This is a genomic window from Gardnerella sp. DNF01159 (genome assembly GCF_049244215.1).
Taxonomy (GTDB): Bacteria; Actinomycetota; Actinomycetes; order Actinomycetales; family Bifidobacteriaceae; genus Bifidobacterium; species Bifidobacterium swidsinskii.
This window is the reverse complement of record NZ_CP058387.1, coordinates 1,137,019-1,158,284: the sequence shown is the minus strand read 5'-3', so window position 1 is coordinate 1,158,284 and position 21,266 is coordinate 1,137,019. Positions and strand designations below refer to the sequence as shown.

17 protein-coding genes are annotated in these 21,266 nt (G+C 40.4%); 16 read left to right on the top strand and 1 reads right to left on the bottom strand.

Going from position 1 to position 21,266, the window contains the following annotated elements; translation table 11 throughout:
- Nucleotides 1-4: 4 nt before the first annotated feature.
- Entirely contained in the window at nt 5-298 is a 294-nt protein-coding gene (locus tag HXT39_RS04550; protein ID WP_012913969.1) for a DUF6725 family protein, read from the bottom strand.
- A gap of 85 nt (nt 299-383) precedes the next feature.
- On the opposite strand from HXT39_RS04550, the gene HXT39_RS04545 reads away from it, so the two are divergent.
- The 16 genes from HXT39_RS04545 (at nt 384) to HXT39_RS04470 (ending at nt 20,728) form a co-directional block, all read left to right on the top strand.
- Nucleotides 384-1,352: a tyrosine recombinase XerC gene (locus HXT39_RS04545; RefSeq protein ID WP_004110385.1), complete on the top strand. Its 969-nt coding sequence runs from the start codon at nt 384-386 to the stop codon at nt 1,350-1,352.
- A 386-nt stretch (nt 1,353-1,738) separates the two neighbouring features.
- On the top strand, nt 1,739-3,367 hold the full coding sequence (locus tag HXT39_RS04540) for a peptide ABC transporter substrate-binding protein (RefSeq protein ID WP_103013944.1): 1,629 nt from the start codon (nt 1,739-1,741) through the stop codon (nt 3,365-3,367).
- Nucleotides 3,368-3,568: 201 nt separating this feature from the next.
- Nucleotides 3,569-4,495, top strand: a complete 927-nt coding sequence (locus HXT39_RS04535) for an ABC transporter permease (RefSeq protein ID WP_004105077.1) — start codon at nt 3,569-3,571, stop codon at nt 4,493-4,495.
- 12 nt (nt 4,496-4,507) lie between these two features.
- Nucleotides 4,508-5,500: an ABC transporter permease gene (locus HXT39_RS04530; RefSeq protein WP_004110381.1), complete on the top strand. Its 993-nt coding sequence runs from the start codon at nt 4,508-4,510 to the stop codon at nt 5,498-5,500.
- A 24-nt stretch (nt 5,501-5,524) separates the two neighbouring features.
- Nucleotides 5,525-7,549 carry a dipeptide ABC transporter ATP-binding protein gene (locus HXT39_RS04525; protein ID WP_033888614.1) on the top strand — a complete coding sequence of 675 codons (2,025 nt, stop codon included), beginning with the start codon at nt 5,525-5,527 and terminating at the stop codon, nt 7,547-7,549.
- Nucleotides 7,550-7,728: 179 nt separating this feature from the next.
- On the top strand, nt 7,729-8,595 hold the full coding sequence (locus HXT39_RS04520; RefSeq protein WP_004110377.1) for an exodeoxyribonuclease III: 867 nt from the start codon (nt 7,729-7,731) through the stop codon (nt 8,593-8,595).
- A gap of 179 nt (nt 8,596-8,774) precedes the next feature.
- Nucleotides 8,775-9,539: a DUF3710 domain-containing protein gene (locus HXT39_RS04515; protein ID WP_004105066.1), complete on the top strand. Its 765-nt coding sequence runs from the start codon at nt 8,775-8,777 to the stop codon at nt 9,537-9,539.
- Between the two features lie 24 nt (nt 9,540-9,563).
- A complete protein-coding gene (locus HXT39_RS04510; protein ID WP_233186357.1) occupies nt 9,564-10,412 on the top strand; it encodes a DUF3159 domain-containing protein in 849 nt (282 codons plus the stop codon).
- A gap of 69 nt (nt 10,413-10,481) precedes the next feature.
- On the top strand, nt 10,482-11,900 hold the full coding sequence (locus HXT39_RS04505) for a class I SAM-dependent RNA methyltransferase (protein ID WP_102703421.1): 1,419 nt from the start codon (nt 10,482-10,484) through the stop codon (nt 11,898-11,900).
- Between the two features lie 403 nt (nt 11,901-12,303).
- Nucleotides 12,304-13,209 (top strand): 3'-5' exonuclease, encoded by a 906-nt coding sequence (locus HXT39_RS04500; RefSeq protein ID WP_102703422.1) that lies wholly within the window; start codon nt 12,304-12,306, stop codon nt 13,207-13,209.
- Between the two features lie 254 nt (nt 13,210-13,463).
- A complete protein-coding gene (locus HXT39_RS04495; RefSeq protein WP_102703423.1) occupies nt 13,464-14,918 on the top strand; it encodes an RNA-binding domain-containing protein in 1,455 nt (484 codons plus the stop codon).
- Nucleotides 14,919-14,979: 61 nt separating this feature from the next.
- Entirely contained in the window at nt 14,980-15,207 is a 228-nt protein-coding gene (locus HXT39_RS04490) for a winged helix-turn-helix domain-containing protein (protein WP_158245254.1), read from the top strand.
- Between the two features lie 280 nt (nt 15,208-15,487).
- On the top strand, nt 15,488-16,621 hold the full coding sequence (locus HXT39_RS04485; protein ID WP_102703424.1) for a zinc ribbon domain-containing protein: 1,134 nt from the start codon (nt 15,488-15,490) through the stop codon (nt 16,619-16,621).
- Nucleotides 16,611-16,823 carry a hypothetical protein gene (locus tag HXT39_RS04480; protein WP_101896516.1) on the top strand — a complete coding sequence of 71 codons (213 nt, stop codon included), beginning with the start codon at nt 16,611-16,613 and terminating at the stop codon, nt 16,821-16,823. The genes HXT39_RS04485 and HXT39_RS04480 overlap by 11 nt, the downstream gene beginning before the upstream one ends.
- A 597-nt stretch (nt 16,824-17,420) precedes the next feature.
- Nucleotides 17,421-18,056, top strand: coding sequence for a hypothetical protein (locus HXT39_RS04475; RefSeq protein ID WP_199172881.1), 636 nt, complete (start codon nt 17,421-17,423; stop codon nt 18,054-18,056).
- Between the two features lie 95 nt (nt 18,057-18,151).
- Complete coding sequence (locus tag HXT39_RS04470) at nt 18,152-20,728, top strand: AAA family ATPase (protein WP_102703425.1); 2,577 nt, start codon at nt 18,152-18,154, stop codon at nt 20,726-20,728.
- Nucleotides 20,729-21,266: the final 538 nt, after the last annotated feature.

Below are 21,266 nucleotides of genomic sequence, written 5' to 3'. Positions count from 1 at the left end.
AATTCTACAGACTAAGCGGCTTTTGGAATTTGCGTTCTGGGATTGGCTTTAAACGGTAAATAGTTTTGGCATCAATGAACATTTCTTCGGCAGCTCTAGTGCCGTTTGCTGCAGGATCTCGAAGTAAATGAAGCATTACCCCGTCCCACTCGAGTACGTGCCCAATTGCATCATGATACTCGATTTTTTGTGTTCCATTGTTATTGTCTTCTATAATTTTGTAAGTTCTTACTACTATGCGCGAGCCTGCAGGTATTTGCTGTGGTAGTGTAGTTAAATTCCGTGTTTGTGTGTTCATAACATGCTCCTTGTTGTATTATGCATGTGACTGAAGTATATGGCAAACGTTTTGTTTTAAACTTTTATGGAAGGGTGAGTTAAGTATGAGCAACAATAAATTTGTTTCTGAAAATTTCTTAGGCTTACCTTCTAAATATATGAGTTTAATAGATGATTATATTGATTATGTTCGTGCTAATAAAGGCTTGGGTGAACGCACGCAGAAAGCTTATGCCAGTGATATTTTGCAATGTTTAGCATGGTGTAATCGGCACGGATTTAATAATATTTCGGAGCTTACTACGGATGATTTGCGTTCGTGGATGGCTGATGAGTCGCGAAGTCATGCGCGTTCAAGTTTGGCTCGCAAAGTAGTTGCGGTGCGTGGTTTTTTTGCGTGGTGTCAGCATGTTGAATACATAAGCGGTAATCCTGCAGAAATTTTAATGACGCCAAAAATTAAAAATATGCTGCCATCTGTTTTGGATGAATATCAAGCAGAATCATTAATGAATAATGTTGATTCTAAAGCTAATGTTTCAACTTCGTGTCCCAAAAATCAGAAAGCTGTAGGACTTCGCAATGCTGCAATTCTGGAGCTTTTATATGCGACTGGTATTCGTGTTGGTGAGCTTACTAGTTTAAATATTCAGGATATTAATTTTTCCTCGCACACTATAAAAGTTACTGGTAAGGGAAATAAGCAGCGTGTTGTGCCTTTTGGGGTTCCTGCTTATAAAGCTTTATCTGCTTGGATTTCTAAAGATGGACGAGAAATTTTATTGCGAAATTCTGTTGAAGAGGCAGTATTTCTTGGTACTCGCGGAAAGCGTATTGATCAGCGTTTGGTAAGGCAGATTGTGCATGACGAGGCTAAAAGTGCGCATGTTCCGGATATTTCTCCTCATGCTTTGCGGCATAGTGCTGCTACGCATATGTTGAATGGTGGAGCAGATCTACGCGAAGTGCAGGAATTATTGGGTCATTCATCGCTTAATACTACTCAGCGTTACACTCATGTTTCTATTGAATCTTTAAAACGTAAGTATTCTCAAGCTTTTCCGCGTGCATGATAGTAAATGTTTTAAGTATTCAATTATTCATATTTAACATGTTTTTTACATAATAAATATGTTAATTTACATTTTTGTAATATACATATACCTGTAAAAAACAATAAATTTTACTATATAAATAATAAAATTTTCGGTATTTATAATTAAATCTAGACTTAAATAATTAATTATTACTAATATACAATATTTTTTTCAATTTTCTTTTACTATTGCATTGTTTGTAAAAATACGTATCATTGAATTTTAATCAACGAAGAGGCCTCGTCATTGGCTTGCGAGAATCCATCTGGCAATAAAAACCGGATGGATTTTTATGTTTTAGCTGATGTTTGGCTTTTTTGTGATATGACAATCCTGCCTACCAGACGTTAGGAGAAAAATATATGAAGAATAAGGCTTTGGCTTTCGCTGCTGCTGCCTGCTCGCTGGCAATGTTACTTGGTGGCTGTGGCTCTTCCGCTAAGAATGCACAAACAAACGGTGGCAAGGTTATTATTACCGTTTCAAACTCTGAGCCACAAAACGAATTAGTCCCTGGAAATATTAACGAAAATGCTGGCGCTCGTCCTGCCATGTTGGTTAATTCCACGTTGGTAACTTTCGATGAAAAAGGTAATCCTGTGAATGAGGATGCTGAAAGCATCACTCCAAATGCTGATGCTACCCAGTACACCGTGAAGGTTAAGAAAGAAAAGAAGTTCAGCGATGGCACTCCTATTACAGCCGAAAGCTTTGTGAAAGCTTGGAGCTTCGTCGCTAACGCTAAGAATGCTCAGAAGTGTGCTTCCTTCTTCCAAACCATTAAAGGTTATGCTGATTTGCAGAAGGATGGTACTAAGGGTGACGAACAGCTTTCTGGTTTGAAGGTTGTTGATGAAAATACTTTTACCGTTGATTTGGAACAGCCAGATTCTGTATTCCCAATTAAGGTTGGCTACTTGGCATTTGCTCCACTTCCGGAATCCTTCTACAAGGATCCAAAGGCTTATGGCGAAAAGCCTGTTTCTTCTGGTCCATACTTGTTCAAATCTTGGGATCACAACAAGCAGATTGAAGTTGTGAAGAACCCAGATTACGATGGTCCACGTAAGGCTCAGAATGATGGCGTAACTTTCAAGGTTTATACAGATGGTAACGCTGCATACCGCGATGTGCAGGCTGGAAACCTCGATATGACTGATAATATTCCAGATACCCAAACTAAGACTTTCCAGAAAGATACAACTGTTAAGGCTTATAACCGTCCAGGTTCTGTAATCCAACAGTTCACTATTCCTTCAAGTCTCCCACACTTCGATGTAAAGACTGAAGAAGGTAAGCTTCGTCGTCAAGCTATTTCTATGGCTATAGACCGTAAGGTGATTATCAACAAGATTCTCAATGGCACTGCTTCTCCTGCAAACGAATTTACTTCTCCATTGACTCCAGGCTATAAGGCTGATCTTAAGGGTCATGAGAACGTAGAATTTAATGCAAAGAAAGCTAAGGAACTTTGGGCTAAGGCAGATAAGATTTCTAAGTATGATGGATCTCTTACTTTCTCCTACAATGCCGATGGAAATGCGAAGTCTGTGTTTGATGCTGTTGTGAATTCCCTCAAGAATAATCTCGGAATCAAGGCTGAAACCACTCCAATTCCTACATTCCAGGAATTCCGTAATGCTTGCGCTAAGCGTCAGATTAAGGGTGCATGGCGTGCAGGTTGGATGCCAGATTATCCAAGTGCAGAAAATTACTTGACTCAGGAATTTGCTTCCGTTGCAGCTGATGGCAATGGCTCCAACGAAGGTGATTATAAGAATCCAAAGTTCGACGATTTACTTAAGAAAGCTGCATCTGCTAAGCCAGAAGAGGCTATTAAGCTCTATCAGCAAGCAAACGAAATCCTTCTTGAGGATCTTCCATCTGTCCCATTGTTCTACTCGAACGCTAAGGCTGTGATGGTTCCAACTTTGAAGGGCTTCACAATGGATTGGCAGAATATGCCGCTGTACTATCAGCTTCACAAATAAGCTGGTAGCTAATTAAGAAAACAGCATAGTGTTACATACTTTTTAGAAAGTTAGTAGGTAACACTAGTTGGTTCTTCTCAATAATTTAATATCGCTTATTGCGAAATTGCTGCTCCAGCTAAACTAGTTAAATAAAACTATTGAGCTGGAGTGGCACTTTGTTGTTTTTTGAGTAAGTTTTAACAATTCAAGGAGAATTCGATGGGTAAGTACATTCTGCGTCGTATTTTGCAGATGATTCCTGTTGTTCTCGGCACAACATTATTAGTTTATGCTTTAGTATTTGCTTTGCCTGGAGATCCAGTAAAAGCAATGTTTGGAGAAAAACCTGTTAATCCTGCAGTGGCTGCACAAATACGAGCCGAGTATAACTTAGATAAACCATTTATTATTCAATATTTACTTTTCTTAAAGAATGCTCTTACCCTCGATTTTGGTCATACTTTTGCAGGTCAACCAGTTATCGATGAAATTGGTCGTGCATTCCCAGTTACTGTTCAACTAGCAATTATGGCATTCGCTTTCGAAGCAATATTTGGTGTCATATTTGGCATAATTTCAGGTTTGAAGAAAGGCAAGTGGTATGACAGTGTGATCCTGGTTGTATCACTTCTTCTTATTTCTGTTCCAACATTTGTGACAGGTTTCGTAGGACAATACTTATTTGGTGTTAAATGGCGTATATTACCAGTTACAGCTAGTAACGATCCTGGATTCTTCGATTTGCTTCTTCCTGCAATGGTTCTTGGTTCTGTGTCTATGGCGTATATCATTCGACTTACAAGATCTGAAATCTCTTCAAATATTTCGCTTGATTATGTGCGTACAGCTCGTGCAAAGGGCTTAAAAGAAGGCTCTGTTATTGTTCGCCACGTTTTGCGCAACTCGCTTATACCTGTCGTCACCTTCTTAGGCCAGGATTTGGGTGCTCTTATGGGCGGTGCAATGATTTCGGAAACAATCTTCAACATTCATGGCGTTGGATTCCTCACATATCAAGGGATTCTAAAAGGAGAAGGAAACCTTGTTGTTTCCATTGTCACGCTTTTGACATTGATATTTGTATTTAGCAATTTTCTTGTTGATATGTTGTACGCGGCTCTTGATCCGCGCATTCGTTACGCGTGAGGGGAGTACACTATGGAAGATAATTTGATGAAAAATGATTTGATTGCAAATAATGCTTCAAATTGCAATATATTACCGGGGCAAGAACGCTACGTTGCACCATTAGACGATACGCCTATTCAAGAAGTGGATTCCGTAGACGAATCCGCTGCTGCAACGAGTATGTGGGCAGATACTTGGAGAACTTTGCGCAGGAATCCATTGTTTATTGTTTCTGCAATTTTGATTATTGCAATTATTTTTGTTGCATTCTTCCCAAGCATTCTTACAAAGCACAATCCTAATTATTGCGTTTTGGAACACTCTCTTGAGCCAGCTTCAGCCGCGCATCCATTTGGTTTTGATATGCAAGGTTGCGATATTTATGCTCGAGTTGTTTATGGTACTCGTACATCGCTAAGTGTTGGTTTGCTTGCAACTATTTTGGTTGTACTTGTTGGTTCTTTAATTGGTGCGTTAGCAGGATTCTTCGGAGGCTGGGTTGATACTATTCTCAGCCGAATAACTGATATCTTCTTGGCTTTACCAATGCTTCTTGGTGCAATCGTAGTTTTACAAATGTTCCGTACATCTAAATCAATTTGGAAAATTGTGCTTGTTATGGTGCTTTTTGGATGGGTTAGCGTTGCTCGTATTGCACGAAGCGCTGTTATGGAATCAAAAAATCTTGAATTCAATACCGCATCTACTGCTTTAGGATCTACTCCAATACGTAATCTTTTCAAACACATTATCCCGAACTCTTTGGCTCCAATAATTGTTGTTGGAACAACTTCGCTTGGAACTTATATTGTGTTGGAAGCAACATTAAGCTTCCTTGGAATTGGTTTACCAAGTACTACTGTCAGCTGGGGTGGAGATATTTCTACCGCTAGAAATGTTCTTACTACGAACCCAGAAGTCTTGTTCTATCCGTCTATTGCGCTCGCAATTACTGTGCTCGCCTTTATTATGATGGGTGATGCTGTAAAGGATGCATTAGATCCGAAGAGCCGTAAGGCGTGAATTTAGCGTGGAGGAATAAAACTTATGAATACAACACGTAAAGATATAGACATTCGCGCCATGCAGCTAGAGCAAGGGCCATTGTTGGAAGTAAAAAATCTCCAGGTTGATTTCACAACAGACTCAAAAAAAGCTGTTCATGCTGTTAGAGATGCTAGCTTCTGTGTTTATCCTGGTCAGTGGGTTGCAATTGTAGGTGAATCTGGTTCAGGAAAGTCCACTTCTGCAATGGCTGTTCTTGGTCTTCTTCCTGGAACCGGTCATGTTACAGGTGGATCTATTAAGCTCAAGGGTAAAGAAATTAGCAGTTTGAAGCCAAAAGAGATTGCTGCCTTGCGTGGTACTGCAATGGGCCTAGTTCCGCAGGATCCTATGAGCAACTTGAACCCTGTGTGGCGTATTGGCGAACAAGTTAAAGAAGCATTAATCGCAAATGGTGTTGACGTTGATCACGAGAAGCGTTCTTCATTAGCTGAGGCTCTTGCAGGCGATTCTGTTCAAGTCAAAAGCAATGAGGATGAAACATTCCTTGGCTCTAAAGAATTACCAGATTTGATTGAAGTTGCTAAGAAAGCTTTGAAAGAAGTTGGGCTTGATGAGCATAACGATGCTGAAAAGTTCAATGAAGCTATTGATTACTACAAGAAAGAGTGGGTTCCAGGCTCTGAAACTCGTTGGCGCGTAGCAGACGATTTAATCAAATATGGTGTAAATGACGACAAAGCTTGGGAAATTGCCAAAAAGTATGTTGTAGGTGCAAGCGTTGAAGATCGTATTGCTGGTTTGCTCGATGAAGCTGGTTTGCCAGATGCTGCAACTCGTGCACGTCAGTTCCCACATGAGTTTTCCGGTGGTATGCGTCAGCGCGCTTTGATTGCTATTGGTTTGGCTTGCCGACCGGACTTGCTTATTGCAGATGAGCCAACTTCCGCTTTGGATGTTACTGTGCAAAAGCGTATTCTTGACCATTTGCATACACTAACTGATTCGCTCGGAACTTCTGTTCTCTTCATTACACACGATTTAGGTTTGGCTGCCTCTCGCGCGCAGCATGTTGTTGTTATGTATAAGGGTCGTGTTGTTGAGTCTGGCCCATCGTTGGAAGTTTTGCAGCATCCTCAGCATCCGTATACAAAGAGACTTGTTGCTGCCGCTCCAAGCTTAGCTTCTCAGCGCATTATTTCTGTTAAAGAACACGGTGGTAACGCTGATAACTTGCTTGAGCATCACGTAGTAGGTGAGCAAACTCTCGAAAAAAGTGAGCATATTATTACTGTGGATCACTTAACTCGTGAGTTTAAGCTTCCTCGCAAGAAAGAGCTTTTTAAGGCTGTTGACGACGTTTCATTCTCTATTAAGCGTGGTACGACGTTAGCTATCGTTGGTGAATCTGGTTCAGGTAAATCTACTGTTGCGAATATGGTTTTGCGACTTCTTAAGCCAACAAGTGGAACTGTTACTTACGAAGGTAAGAATATTTCCGATTTAAAGGGTTCGGATTTGCTTGACTTCCGTCGCCATGTGCAGCCAGTTTTCCAGAATCCGTATGGTTCTTTGGATCCTATGTACTCAATTTATCGTTCAATTGAAGAACCTTTGCGTATTCATAAGATTGGTGATAAAAAGAGTCGTAAAAACCGTGTGGTAGAGCTTCTAGACATGGTTCGTATGCCTGCTTCAGTTATGACTCGATTCCCGAACGAACTTTCTGGAGGACAGCGTCAACGAATTGCGATTGCTCGTGCTATGGCTTTGGACCCAGATGTTATAGTTTGCGATGAAGCTGTATCTGCTTTGGATGTGCTTGTGCAAGATCAGGTTTTGCACTTGCTTAACGATTTGCAGGCGGAGCGTGGTTTGAGCTATTTGTTCATCACACACGATTTGGCTGTCGTTCGTCAGATTGCAGACGAAGTTGTTGTTATGCAGCATGGAAAGCTTGTTGAGCATGCAACTACAGATGAGGTATTCGATCATCCACAGATGGAATACACTCGCGATTTGCTTGATGCAATTCCAGGAGGAAATTTGGAACTTGGTTTAGACTAAATAGTACAAGCTGATAAAAAGGTGCAGGTTTTATAGAATCTGCACCTTTTTATTTTTCTATTAATTCCGTGTTTATTGGTTGAGTAATCCATAACTTGTAATCTGTGTTGGTTGCGTGATTTATGTCTGTTGCTTAGTGGTGGAGCTGTTTGTGTTGTGTACATATTAGAGTTGATTACATGATTACAATTACGACTTCGAATTTAAACGGTATTCGTGCAGCTGAGCGCAAAGGTATGCTTAACTGGTCTGACGCGCATACTCCAGACGTGTGGTGTATGCAAGAAGTGCGCGCTCCGCAGGATGCAATCGACCCAATTATGACAAAAATTGAAATGGGATATCGTACGTCTGAAAATATCGTAAATTCTATAAAAAACGATAATTTTACTTATACAAATGAAGTTTGCCGTGTAAAAGGTCGAGCTGGAGTAGCTCTAGTTACGTCTCTTCCTGTAGTTGAAAAACGCTACGGTTTGCCTGGTTTAAGTGAGGATGTTGATTCTGGGCGATGGGTTGAAACTGACGTGCGTACCCCTGAAGGGTATGAAATTACTATTGCTTCTGTGTATGTTCATGCTGGAAATGTGGACGATCCGCAAAAAATGCAACAAAAATTCCGCTTTTTAGACACAATGCTTATACGCTTGGGGGAGCTTCGAAATATTGCAGCAAGTGGCGGAAATCAAGCGATTTTGTGCGGTGACTTTAATATTGCGCATACTTCACTTGATATTAAAAACGCTAAGGCTAATGAAAAAAGTGCAGGATTCTTGCCAGAGGAACGCGCTTATATTGATCGCTGGATTAACGAATATGAATTTGTGGACGTTATGCGCATGCTTGCAGGAGATATTCAAGGACCATACACTTGGTGGAGTCAGCGCGGTAAAGCTTTCGACAATAACGTTGGCTGGAGATTAGACTACCAGTTCGCAACTCCTGAAATTGCGGAAAGCGCTCGCGGATTTGTGATCGATCGTGCTGAAAGTTATGATGCGCGATGGTCTGATCACGCGCCGTTAAGTATAAAGTATGACGTGTGATGCGTAAGTATTAATTTGCATAATGTGAAATAACTAAATAATCGCACGTGTATATGAATGTACTATATACGCAAATTTTTCAGTGCTTTGCTTGTGCTATTCTGGTGAAGTTAGGCAATTTACAATAATAAGTAATAAATATATTTTTGTAGATTTGTTGTTTTAAGAAATGAGGAATAATGGGTTGGTTATTTGGCCGACATGAAGAAGAAAAATCTTCAAAAGTTGAAGACAAAATCGTAGAGGTAAAAACTGGTCCATGGGATTTCAATGATGAAGATGCTCCTGATTTTAGCGATTATCTAGATTTTGGTTCAATCTATATTCCATATTTTCAAGGCATTGAGTTGCGAGTAAAAAAGCAGCATGAAACATCGCAAGTTCTTGGTATGACAGTAACTTATGGTTCTTCAAGCGTAGAAGTTGAAGCTTTTGCTGCGCCTAAAACATCTGGTATTTGGCTAGAAGTATGCAAAGATTTGCTTGATGGTAATAGTCAAGCGTGTACAGTACAAGGCGAATTCGGTACTGAGCTACTGTTGCCTGTAAAAGTTGGAGAAAAAACCATTACAACGCGTATTGTTGGCGTTGATGGTCCTAGGTGGATGCTTCGCGGAGTATTCTCTGGACCTGCAGCAACAGAGCTTGCAGATAATAATAACGAAACAAAACAATTAGACGAATGGTTTAAGGGGATTGTTGTAAATCGTGGTGAAGAGCCGCTTGCGCCTCGCGATTTTATTCCTATGCATGATCCAATAACTAGAGAAGAAAAAGAAGCTGCTTTAAATGCAGAAAATAGCGGTAAAGATGGGGAAAATAATACGTCTGATGAAGATGCTAATAATGCACTAAAAAAAGACGATAAACCATTAGGTTACGACCAACAAGTAGAAGTAAAAACTACGCTTACACGCGGTCCAATGTTTGCTGAAATTAGATAATGCAAGTAGTAGAAAGTTAATTGAATGGATTCACAGGAATCTTTACAGAAGGTCGAAGAAGAGTTTTCTTCGCAAGAGTTTTCAAATGAAGTAAAACTCGACGATTATGCGCAAACCAACAATTTTGTGCAGACTAAAAAACGCTCAGGATTAGCGACATTGGCTTCAATCGGAGCAGAAGGGTCTACATTTTCTGTAATTGATTCATTGGGTGGCATTCGAGGCGTAATTGAATCCATGCTTCCAGGCTTGCTGTTTGTTATTTGCTTTGTTGTAACGCGTAACGTACAAACAACGGTTATTGTGGCAGCTGTGATTGCTGTTTTGCAAGTTGTGGTTCGTCTTATTCAGAGACAATCGCTTATGGGAGCAATTAGTGGACTTGTTTCCATTGCAATTTGCCTTATTTGGGTGTGGACGAGTCATCAAGCGCGCGACTACTACATGATGGGTTTTATTACAAACGCTGTTTATGGTACGCTTCTTGCTATTTCGCTGATTGTGCGCGTGCCTGCTTTAGGGCTTGTGATTGAGTCAATTCGCAAAATGCCTACAGAAAACTTTGGTGCGTGGCTTCATGAATGGCTCGATTATAAGCCGCTTAAGCGAGCGTATATGTATGTGACAGGATTGTGGATTGCTGTTTTTGTGCTGAGGCTCGTTTTGCAAGTGCCATTATATTTGACGAATCACGTTGTATGGCTTGGTACCGTTCGCTTGATTATGGGATTGCCGTTTTGGGCACTCGCAATTTGGGTTTCTTACTTGATTATTGCAACGCCGTTTATGCGGCTTCATCATAAAAATCGAGAGGCAAAGCAGGGTGATGAAGATCAAAACGATGTAAATTCAAGTGAAGTAAAATCAGCTTAACAAAAATCAGCGTTAGAAAATCAGCGTTAGAGAATCAGCTTAACAAAACGCAAAACTAAGGGGTAGTACATGCAAGTAACGATGCGAATCGAGCGATATGCGGATCAAGGTAGATGCGTAGGTCATCTCGAAGGACGCGTTGTATTCGTGCGATTTGCCCTTCCTGGTGAGCTGGTTGTTGTGCGCATGGATGAGCCGATGCGTGCAAAAGCGCACTTTTTTACTGGCGAAGTTGTAGAAGTTTTGGAGCCTAGTGCGGATCGTGTGGAGCCGCAATGGAAGCTCGCTGGTCCTTTGGCTCAGGGCGGCGGAGTTGGCGGCGCGGATTTAATTCACGTTTCTTTGCCTGGTCAGATTCGTTGGAAGGCTTCCGTAATTGCCAATCAATTCCAGCGTTTAGCGCATATGGATGTTGCGGAAAGCGATGTTAGTGTTGAGCGCATGCCAGGGGACGAGGAGCTTAACGGGTTTAATTGGCGTACGCGCATGGAGTTGGTTGCGGATGATGAAGGGCGATTGTCTATGCGTAAGCGCGAGTCGCATGATCGCATTGCGATTGATACTATGCCGCTTGCGTCGCGCGCAGTTTTGGCTGTTGCGGATTCTTTGGACTTGTGGAATCGTTCTTTTTCGCCAAATGCGCAAATTCGTCTTGCTGTTCCAGAGCCTAGGGTTGATGGTTTGGATTTTGGTGTTTCTGGCGATAAGGCTGCGCTTCTTAGTGCGATTGGCGAAAATTATGCGCTTATAGTAAATGATGAGTTGGTTGCGGGTTCGGCTTTGTTGCGCGAGCGCGTGCGCGTTGCGGCTGCTGGCGATTCATCGCGTGCGCGTACTTTTGATTACGATGTTGACGCGCGCGGTTTTTGGCAGATTCATCGCGCAGCTCCAGAGCATTTGGTGAGCTACGTTTTGGGATTAGTCCGTTCTGCGCTTGGTGGTCGCACTAAGAATACGGTTTTGTGGGATTTGTATTCTGGATCTGGTTTGTTTACGATTCCGCTTGCGACTTTGGCTAATGTTGGCGGAGCTTTATCTAGTTTTGCTGGCGATTCTGGTTCTGCAGAGCCTGCGCGCGTGCTTAGTATTGAGGGTGCACCGATTGCTGTAAAGAATGCAAGGCGAAACATTGGGCGCGCAGGTCTTAGCAGAGATATTGTTGAAGCGCTTGAAGGCGATGTTGCGCAAACGCTTGAATCGCAGGTGTTTAAGGCGAGTAAGTCGTCTAAGATTGTTCGCCGATTTGCGCATCCTGATGTTGTTGTGTTAGATCCTCCGCGCGCTGGTGCTAAAGCTCAAGTTTGTAAGCAGATTGCGAAGTCTGGAGCAAGAGCTGTTGTGTATGTTGCTTGCGATCCGACTAGTCTTGCTCGCGATGTTGGCACGTTTAGGGAGCTTGGCTACAGCGTTCAGTCTTTGCGCGCGTTCGACATATATCCCAACACTCATCACGTCGAGAGTGTTGTATTGATGTCAAAGGCTGATTAGGTGGGTGCAAATTTGCCCTTGTGTAGCAGGGGTTCGCGAGGGCTATCGTTAAAAGGTTTAATGCGAAGCAGCTTTAAGCTGGGTTCTTGCGGTTTTTGAGTGCGATTTTTCTGTATGAGGGAAGATATCAACGCTCTAGGGTCGAGTGCACAGGATGTTAACGTTAAAAGGTGCACCCACTTTGCACCCACCCTGCACCCACCTGTTTATGTGCGGTTTGCTTGTAGTATGTTAGCGATTTTGGTATAGGGTGGGTTGAATATTTTTTGAAAAATTGTAGTTTTAAGTGATTTGGGAATATCGATAATATTGTTTCAAGAAAAATTGTGATATGAGTTGCTAGCGTAAAGTTCTTCTTTATAATTGGATTATAATAATCGGTTTTTGGGGTTGGGGGTATTTTATGTATAGTAGGAATACTAATTATACTAGGCAGATTATTGATGATTATTGTGTGCTAGATACCGAAACGACCGGCTTATCTGCGTATTACGATGAAATTATTGAAATTGGTATTTTAAGGGTCAGGAACAATGAGATAGTAGACCGTTATGATCAGCTGGTTAAGCCGAGTACCGGAGTAGATGGTTTTATTACAGCATTAACAGGAATAACTAATGAAATGTTGGCGAGTATGCCGTCTATCGCTGATGTGAAAACGGCTGTGCTTTCATTTATTGGTGAGGATATTATTCTTGGGCATAATACTTCTTTTGATATGCGTTTTTTGAATGAGGGTTTTAAGACTCAATTGTCTAATCAGTATATGGATACGATGCAATTTGCTCGTAAACTGTATCCTGAGTTGAAGCATCACAGACTCTCCAATTTAACTGATTATTTGGGTTTGCATAATAATGAACACCGTGCTTTAGCTGATTGTATTGCGACGAAAGAATTATATGATGCTGTTAAAACACGCATGGCTGAGAAGAATCTAGTCATTGAAGATTTATGGCCTGTTAGCGGAAGTCACGGTGGTAAAGGGATAGATATCAAAGCCATTAAGCCTGATGAAGTGGTTGTTGATAAAGATGGGTTTTTCTATAATCGGCACGTGGTTTTTACTGGTAAGCTTGAGAAAATGGTTCGCAAGGATGCGATGCAGATTGTAGTGAATCTCGGCGGCGTCTTAGATAATAGTGTGACTAAGCAAACTAACTATCTAATACTTGGGGATAATGATTATAATGCAATTCTTAAAGGTGAGAAGTCATCAAAGCATAAGAAAGCAGAAAAGCTCAAGCTTGAGGGGCAAGATATAGAAATTATTGATGAGCGTACTTTCTATGATTTGCTGGAAGTATAGTCTCAGATATAAGCCGTAAATAGTAAAAGGAATACCAAGCATTAGATTTAAAAGTGTTAGGTTAAAACTCAGAATGGAAAGTCAAAGTTTCAGAGTTCAAGGGCAAGGTTTCATTGTATCCAACACATAATGAAACTAAGATCACGCTGAGGATGGTTTATATTCCAGTACCAAAGGACGAGGATTAGTCCTATGAGCTTATGCTGTAGCCAGCACAAGTTATACGCATCAAAGATATGAAAGGGGTGAGTTATATGATACTCCCTGAAAATTTGATGAACTTGATTCGTCAGGGCGAGGGGCTGACAGTCGAATTCAAAAAATCAACAACAGATATTACGAAGGATGTCTACGATACTGTTTGCTCTTTTTCTAATCGGGATGGCGGTCATATTTTCTTTGGCGTGAAGGATAACGGGACGATTCTCGGTGTTGATAAAGACTGCGTTGAGCAGATGAAGAAAAATTTTGTTACGACGATCAACAATGAGAGAAAAATGTATCCGCCACTCTATTTGACTACAGAGGAATATGAGATCGATGGGCGTATTGTTCTTTATGTCTATGTCCCTGTTGGAAAAACCGTTTACCGCAATGCGGGCAGAATATTTGATCGCAATAATGAGTCGGACATCGATATTACAGATAATGCGGACATGGTTTTCAACCTTTATGCCCGTAAGCAAAGCACCTATTTTGTGAATAAGGTCTACCCTGCCATCCCGGTTTCAAGCCTTCGTCATGATCTTATGGATCGAGCAAGGAGAATGACGAGAGTGAATACTGAGCACCATCCGTGGATTGACATGACGGATGAGGAGATGCTCAGAAGCTGTGGGCTTATACTTGAGGATCCGGAAACGAACAAAGAAGGTATCACACTTGCGGCAGTCTTGCTCTTTGGCACGGATAACCGTATCATATCCGTGTTACCTCAGCATAAGACAGACGCTATTTTCAGAGTGTTTAATGTTGATCGTTATGATGACAGGGATGTGGTGATCACAAACTTGATTGAAAGTTATGATCGTCTGATGGAATTTGGAAAGAAGCATCTGAATGATGTTTTTACATTGGATGGTGTCCAGCGGATAAGCGCCAGAGATAAAATCCTGCGTGAGATTATTTCCAACCTGCTCATGCACCGTGATTTTTCCAGTGGATATGTACCGAAGCTTGTCATTGAACGGGATAAGATTACAACAGAGAATGCGAACCTTGCGCATGGGCACGGAAACTTGAATCTGGAAACATTTAGGCCATTTGCAAAGAATCCGCCGATAGCAAAAGTGTTCCGTGAGATCGGTCTTGCTGATGAGCTGGGAAGCGGTATGCGCAACAGCTATAAATACACGAAGATGTATTCTGGTGGAGAGCCTGTCTTTACAGAGGCAGATGTTTTTACGACAGTGATTCCCCTTTCTGAGGCTGCAACTGCCAAGGTCGGGCCGACTACCCAAGGCACTACCCAAGGCACTACCCAAGGTACTGTGCAAGGTACTATGCAAGCTGAACTGAGCGAAAGAGATAAGACGTTAGTTAATCTCTTACTGAAGCATCCGGACCATACACAAGCAAAGATTGCGAATGAATTAAACTGGGATGTTAATACTGTGAAATATTATATGAATAAGCTAAAGAAGAATTCCGTAATTCTACGCCATGGGACAAGTCAGAACGGCTATTGGGAAGTTATTTATAAGAATTGAGATATAATATATTCATCTGCATTTTAGGGCACTCCAAAGCGCACTTATAGATCAAGCCAAAGTGCCAAAACGCCAAGATGACGTTTTAAGTGGCGTTTTGAATGATGTTTTGGTGGATAAGATAATAGAAGTCATTCAAAATGATCCTAAGATTACGCAGGTAGAACTTGTAAAGATACTTAATATTCCATATCGTTCTTTACAAAGAAAAATGGATGAGATGAAAGACTCTGGCAGCATAGAACGCATTGGTGGCAAGCGTTATGGTCACTGGAAGATTAATGAGTGATGTAGATGTGTGAAGGATTGACTTTATGTATGGGCAGAAAATAACGGCGAGATTATATTTGATGAATCAAGATCCTTATAAAAAGTCCGATTCTGATAAGCGGGATAAGGGAACAAGATAAGGAGCAAGCCACGATACAAGATTTAATTCAATTTTGCTATGTTCCTCGCAGCCGGAAAGAAATGCAAGAATTTATGGGGCTGACCGGTAGAGGAAACTTTTCGCAAAAATTACAAGGCCTCTTATGAAACATCAAATAAAAAGGAAAGGTCGTGAATAAATGAGCAGAATACTATGCCCGGAATGCGGGACAAAAATATCAGATAAAGCTACGAATTGCCCGCATTGTGGATTTCAAAGTGCCGATTCAAAGAGGCCAATCAGTGAGCAGGACAAATACGAGATGGTTCCGATCTTCGAATATAATATTGAAGAGTGGCAGCCGAATCGAGGAGAACTAAGCATTATCTCATATGAAGATAATAGAAGTCTTATTCAATATTTTGGTAAGTGGGAAAATATCAAGGTGAAGCTTCCTGCAATTGCAGAAGTAATAGGAGCTATGGCAAACAAGAATCGCATCATGGTTGCTAAGATGGATTCCTATGTGAAGGATTTAATAGATAAGGGAATCTATCGATTCACCATTGATAAACAGGGAGAAATACTACCAACAATTCGTGACGCAGATGGATTTGTTAAACAGGTGAGACTTGAGGACATGGCCTTGACACCTAATCTCATACAGTCCTTAAACAATTTATCGATGCACGCGGTAATGGCTCAGATTCTTGATGAAATAGAATATGTCGGTTATGCAATAAGAGAAATCCATGTAGAGCTTCAGAATGATCGTCTTGCTATGGCAGAAGGAGCAAGGGATAAACTAATGCAGGCAAGGCTGATTCAGGATGCAAAGCTGAGAGAAGCGGCTATGCTGGATGTTATACATAGTGCGACAGATGCAAAGCGAGTATTGATGCGGAACTTTTCTCAGAATATGTATTATATCACCGAACATTCCCAGAAGCCTGATTTTCAAATGATGCGTAAATTCAAAGAAGAAAAAGACGTCAGCAGGAAGGCAATTGACGCATTTCAGGCAATTGTTTACATTACTAACTCTGTGCAGACCGAGTGTGAAGGATACGCAATGTTGGGAGAATACGAACCGTGCAAGGAATGCTTAGAGGAATTCAAATCCTTCATAGTGGAAAATAAACTTAATGAGCGAGATACATTATTGTTGCTCAATGAGAATTCTTCTCAGAAGCGGATCGAAGTAGTTGATCAGTTTACCGATATTGCAGCGAGGATTACAGCCTTTGATCCGAAGGCACAAATTGAGTATTCATTACATAATCTGTTGACAGTAGAAACAGAACATACCGAAGGTGATTATGATGAGCAATAATAAAGGTCCAGAAATTCGTTATTGCAAGAAGTGCGGATGTGAACTTGTAAGCACTAATAAGTACAAGTTATGTGATAATTGCAGACGCGAAAGGAGTGCAAATTTTAGAAAGGACGTATTAGGTGCGGTGGGTATGGTTGGCAGTATCGCACTATTTATTGTTGCCAAGGGAAAGCGTGGTGGCGGAGGAAATAAAGCCTGAGCAGAGTTGAGACGATGGGATTTCAGACATATTCCCTCAGAGCGAAGTCTTGAGGCGGTTGGTAAATCTGTGCGTTTGCATATTATTGGGCAGGAACATGGTCTTTGACCTGTTTCCGAGAACGGACAAGGGTAAAATCGGTGTGTTTTCCTCAAAAAATTCGCTTTGACCAATTCCCGCGAACGAACGTGAATTTGGCTACACACTCGACATTAATATGAAGCAGTCGTGCCACGTCGAGACTGTCGTATTGATGTCAAAGGCTGATTAGGTGGGTGCATTTTTGCCCTTGTGTAGCAGGGTTTAGCGAGGGCTATCGTTAAAAGGTTTAATGCGAAGTGGCTTTAAGCCGGGTTCTCGCGGTTTTTCAACGTGTTTTGGCTGTATGAGGGAACATGTCTACGCTTTAGGGTCGAGTGCACAGGATGGATAACGTTAAAAAGTGCACCCACTTTGCACCCACCCTGTGAAGTGGGGATATACAGTATTACAAGCATAATATAGTAAGAAATAATATGATGCTCTAAATCAAAGTTTCAGAGTACAGAGCAATAGTTTCAGAGTTCAAAAGCAAAGCTTCATTGTATCCAACACGTAATGAAACTAGAGTACGAAAAAGGAAGAGGTGCTTCATTTGTCAGAGAATCAAGCGGTACATATAACTTGAAACATGCTGAGACAAGTAAAGTGAAATACGATCTTGTTGGAAAAGTTGCAGAAGGCACTACCCTGAGAAGAAAGACAGTAGGGGCAATTCTTGCTGGTCTTCGCATTGATAGGCTTTATATGTTCAGGAATAATCTGGAAGAATTTATTACTAAGGTGGTTCGACTGATTAATGAACAGAAAGTAGCGATGATCGTTGAGCATATTTCATATGATTCTATCGAGGGCAAATATGATAGCTCAATCTTTACGGCAGAAAAAGATACCCAGAGCTTCGATAAGGCATTCTTGGCGAAGAGGTCCATCCAAGATTATGTATTTACGGATGGATCAGCAGAAAAGAGCATGGAGCGTTGTTTCACAGAGGATTTGGATGCAGCAGAAGAGGTATGTGTATATGCAAAGCTTCCAAGAACATTCCAGATACCTACACCGGTAGGAAACTATTCTCCAGACTGGGAAATTGCTTTCTATGAAGGAAAGGTAAAGCATATTTTCTCTGTGGCAGAGACCAAAGGAACCATGGATAGCTTGAATCTGCGTCCAATTGAGCAGGTCAAGATTTAACGAAATGTCCGCAAGTAATGTCAGATATCACGACGTTGATATATACCAGAGCTTGCTAGATGTGATGAAGACAATGAGTTAGGACGGTGGAGCTAATGACTAAAAAAGTATCAGATAATACTAATGATGCATATGAACAATTTGGAAAATGGCTTATCAAGCAACCTTTTTGGCTTCAAGATGCTACATATAGAATCTATACAGGAAAAACAATCGATGAAAAACAAATAGATCGGTATGCGGATATGTGTATTGATCAGCATAGGCAGCAAGATCTTCAATATGAGCATCTTTCTGTAGAAACAATAAGAGCAGAAAAAGAGAATAAAAATATATCAGTTTTATCTTTATCAGAAATCAAGAGTGTTAATGCATTGGCAGAAGATACCTCGTTAGAGTTTTCTGAGAGCGGTGTTACTGTAATATATGGATTGAATGGTACAGGGAAGTCTGGCTATATGAGAATCTTCAAAGAATTAAGCGGATCTCCATATGAAGAAGCAATACAGCCGAATGTGTATAAAAAAACTAAAGGTAGTACACCTTCCTGCAAGGTTAGAATAAAAAATGAAGGCAAAGAAATAGAAGAAGCATATGATTTATCAAGAGGAATTCAGTCTTCTATTTTATCCGCATGCGATGTTTTTGATACACGAATTTCGAATGCATATATTACTTCATCTAATAAGGTGTCGTATCAACCTTTCATATTTACAGTTTTATCGAAACTGGCTATTGTAGCAGATAAAATATCTAAAAGGATTGATGAACGTGAAAGCCATGTTCTTGATAGAACAATTACTATTCCAGATGATATAAAAAATCATAAATGCATGTCGTGGTTAAAGGAAATAAATAAAGATTCTAAAGTTCCGGAAGATTTCATTGAGTGGACTGAAGACGATCAAAAGCAACTTGAGGAGATACCAAGACTTTTAGACAGGGAAAAGGTTAAACAGCAAGTTGAAATTATTGAAAGTAGGGTAAAGTTAATCACTCAGGTTCTTAGGGATTTAGAAGAGGCAAATCGTAAACAGGATGCTGCATCCTTGGGAGAAATGGTTTCTGCCTGGAGTGAAACAAAAGAAAAATACGATTTATCTCGAAAACTGTTTTCAGAAAAAGCAGATATTCAAGATAGTGTAAGCGTAAATGTAAAAGCATGGAAAGACCTTTGGAAATCAGCAAAAGATTACTATGAATCATTTATTTTCGAAGATAACAAAAATCATTTTGGAGAGGAAGGATCAATTTGTCCACTTTGCCATCAGTCGATTTATGGGAAAACTCAGGAACGAATAAGTAGTGTTAATGAATTTATTAATGGTAGTTGTTTGAGTGATCTGGAAAAGACGAAAAAAGAGCTAATAAGCTATAGAGATTCGATTTGTAAAAGACAATATAGTAGCGATGTAGTTCAGCAATTATTAGAAGATATGGACAAGAAAAATCTTCAAAGTATAGTTGATACATATAAGCGAATTGAAGAAATAAAACTATTGTCTGATGTGACAGAGTTATCATTGAAATTATCTGAAGTAGGCTTGGAAAAAGCTATTACAAGTTTGAAATCCATTCTTTCAGCGCTAGAAGAAGGGAAGAAACCGCTAGTTAGCGCCCTCGAAATAGAAGGAAAAGAAGAGTTAATAAATAGTTTACAGGTGTTAAAATGCAAAAAATGGTGTGTAGACAACTTATCGACGATACAACGAGTTATTACAAATCTGAAAAAAATTGATGATTTGCAGTGTTCAAAGCAGTTTACCACCACTAACAAAATCACGAAACAATCAAATGTGTTGGCAGATTTATTGATAACACAAGCTTACATCGATCGTTTTACTAAGGAATTAAATATTCTTGCCCCACATGTTAAAGTCAAGTTAAGCAAAGGAACATCACAGAAAGGGAATTCGCCTTATAAGGTGAGTATTGATTCTGACAGTGGGATAAAATGTAAGCCAGAGGATATTCTTAGTGAAGGTGAACAAAGGATTGTTGCATTGGCGGCTTTCTTTGCAGATGCAACAGGTAGGGTCGATAGTATTCCTATTATTATTGACGATCCTATTTCATCACTTGACTTGAATTATGAAGAAGCGGCAACAAGAAGGATTGTAGAATTGGCATCATCTCGACAGGTAATAGTTTTTACACATCGTATTTCTTTACTTGTCGGTATAGGAGAGGTCTGCAAAGCGAATAATGTACAAATGCAAGAGGCACATATTCGAAGTGCTAATCGTGGAAAAGGTATACCGGAGTCTGAAGAAGTTTATCATGGGAAAATCAAAGCTCAGCTAAATGCATTAAAGGCAAAAGTTGTTAGAACAAGAAATATCGATTCTGATTTGCCAGAATATGATGATGCTGTAAGTAGGATATGCCAACAGTTCAGAATTTACGTTGAAAGATCTGTGGAAGATGTACTTTTATTGGGAATGGTGCATAGATTCCATAGAAGAATCATGACAAACAATAAAGTAATGAAGATATCACAGATTAAAGATTCTGATTGTCAGATGATAGATGATATGATGACCAAATATTCTTTTACAGAGCATTCTCAGCCAATGGACAGTATGCCTGTTCAGCTCAATTTGGATGAAATTTACAAGGATATAGATTCATTCATATCATGGGTAGTTGAATTCACAAAGCGAGTTGGCTGAAAATCTAGAAGGTTAACGGACTGATTTCTAACGTATAACTTATTCAGAGGGAGCAATTCATGGGGAAAAACAAAGCTGATTTGCAATCGATTCAAAAAGAAATAAAACCGTTCCCTTGTAAGGAGTGGTTTTAGAAAGCATATACTGATCCTGCAGATATGGCTCCTGTTTGTAGGCTTATACGAAGAAAGCATGACAAGGTAGATATTGCCCCAAGACCAAGAGATGATGGGAAACCATATCTTGTAATCAAGGTACATGGATTTCTTTCGGGTGGAGAAGTAAAGATTAGAGGTTCCAAACAGGGGAGGTGATTAGCATTGCGGATGCTATCATGGATAGAATATTCTCAAAATTTTAAATCATGGGCAGAGAGTACCAGAGAAAGTTACGTAAATAGGATTGATGATTTCACCGATGCTAATCACGTGGAGAGTGTTGTTTTGATGTCAATGACTTAATGGGTGGGTGCATTTTTGCCCTTGTATAGCAGGGGTTTGCGAGGGCTATCGTTAAAAGGTTTAATGCGAAGCGGCTT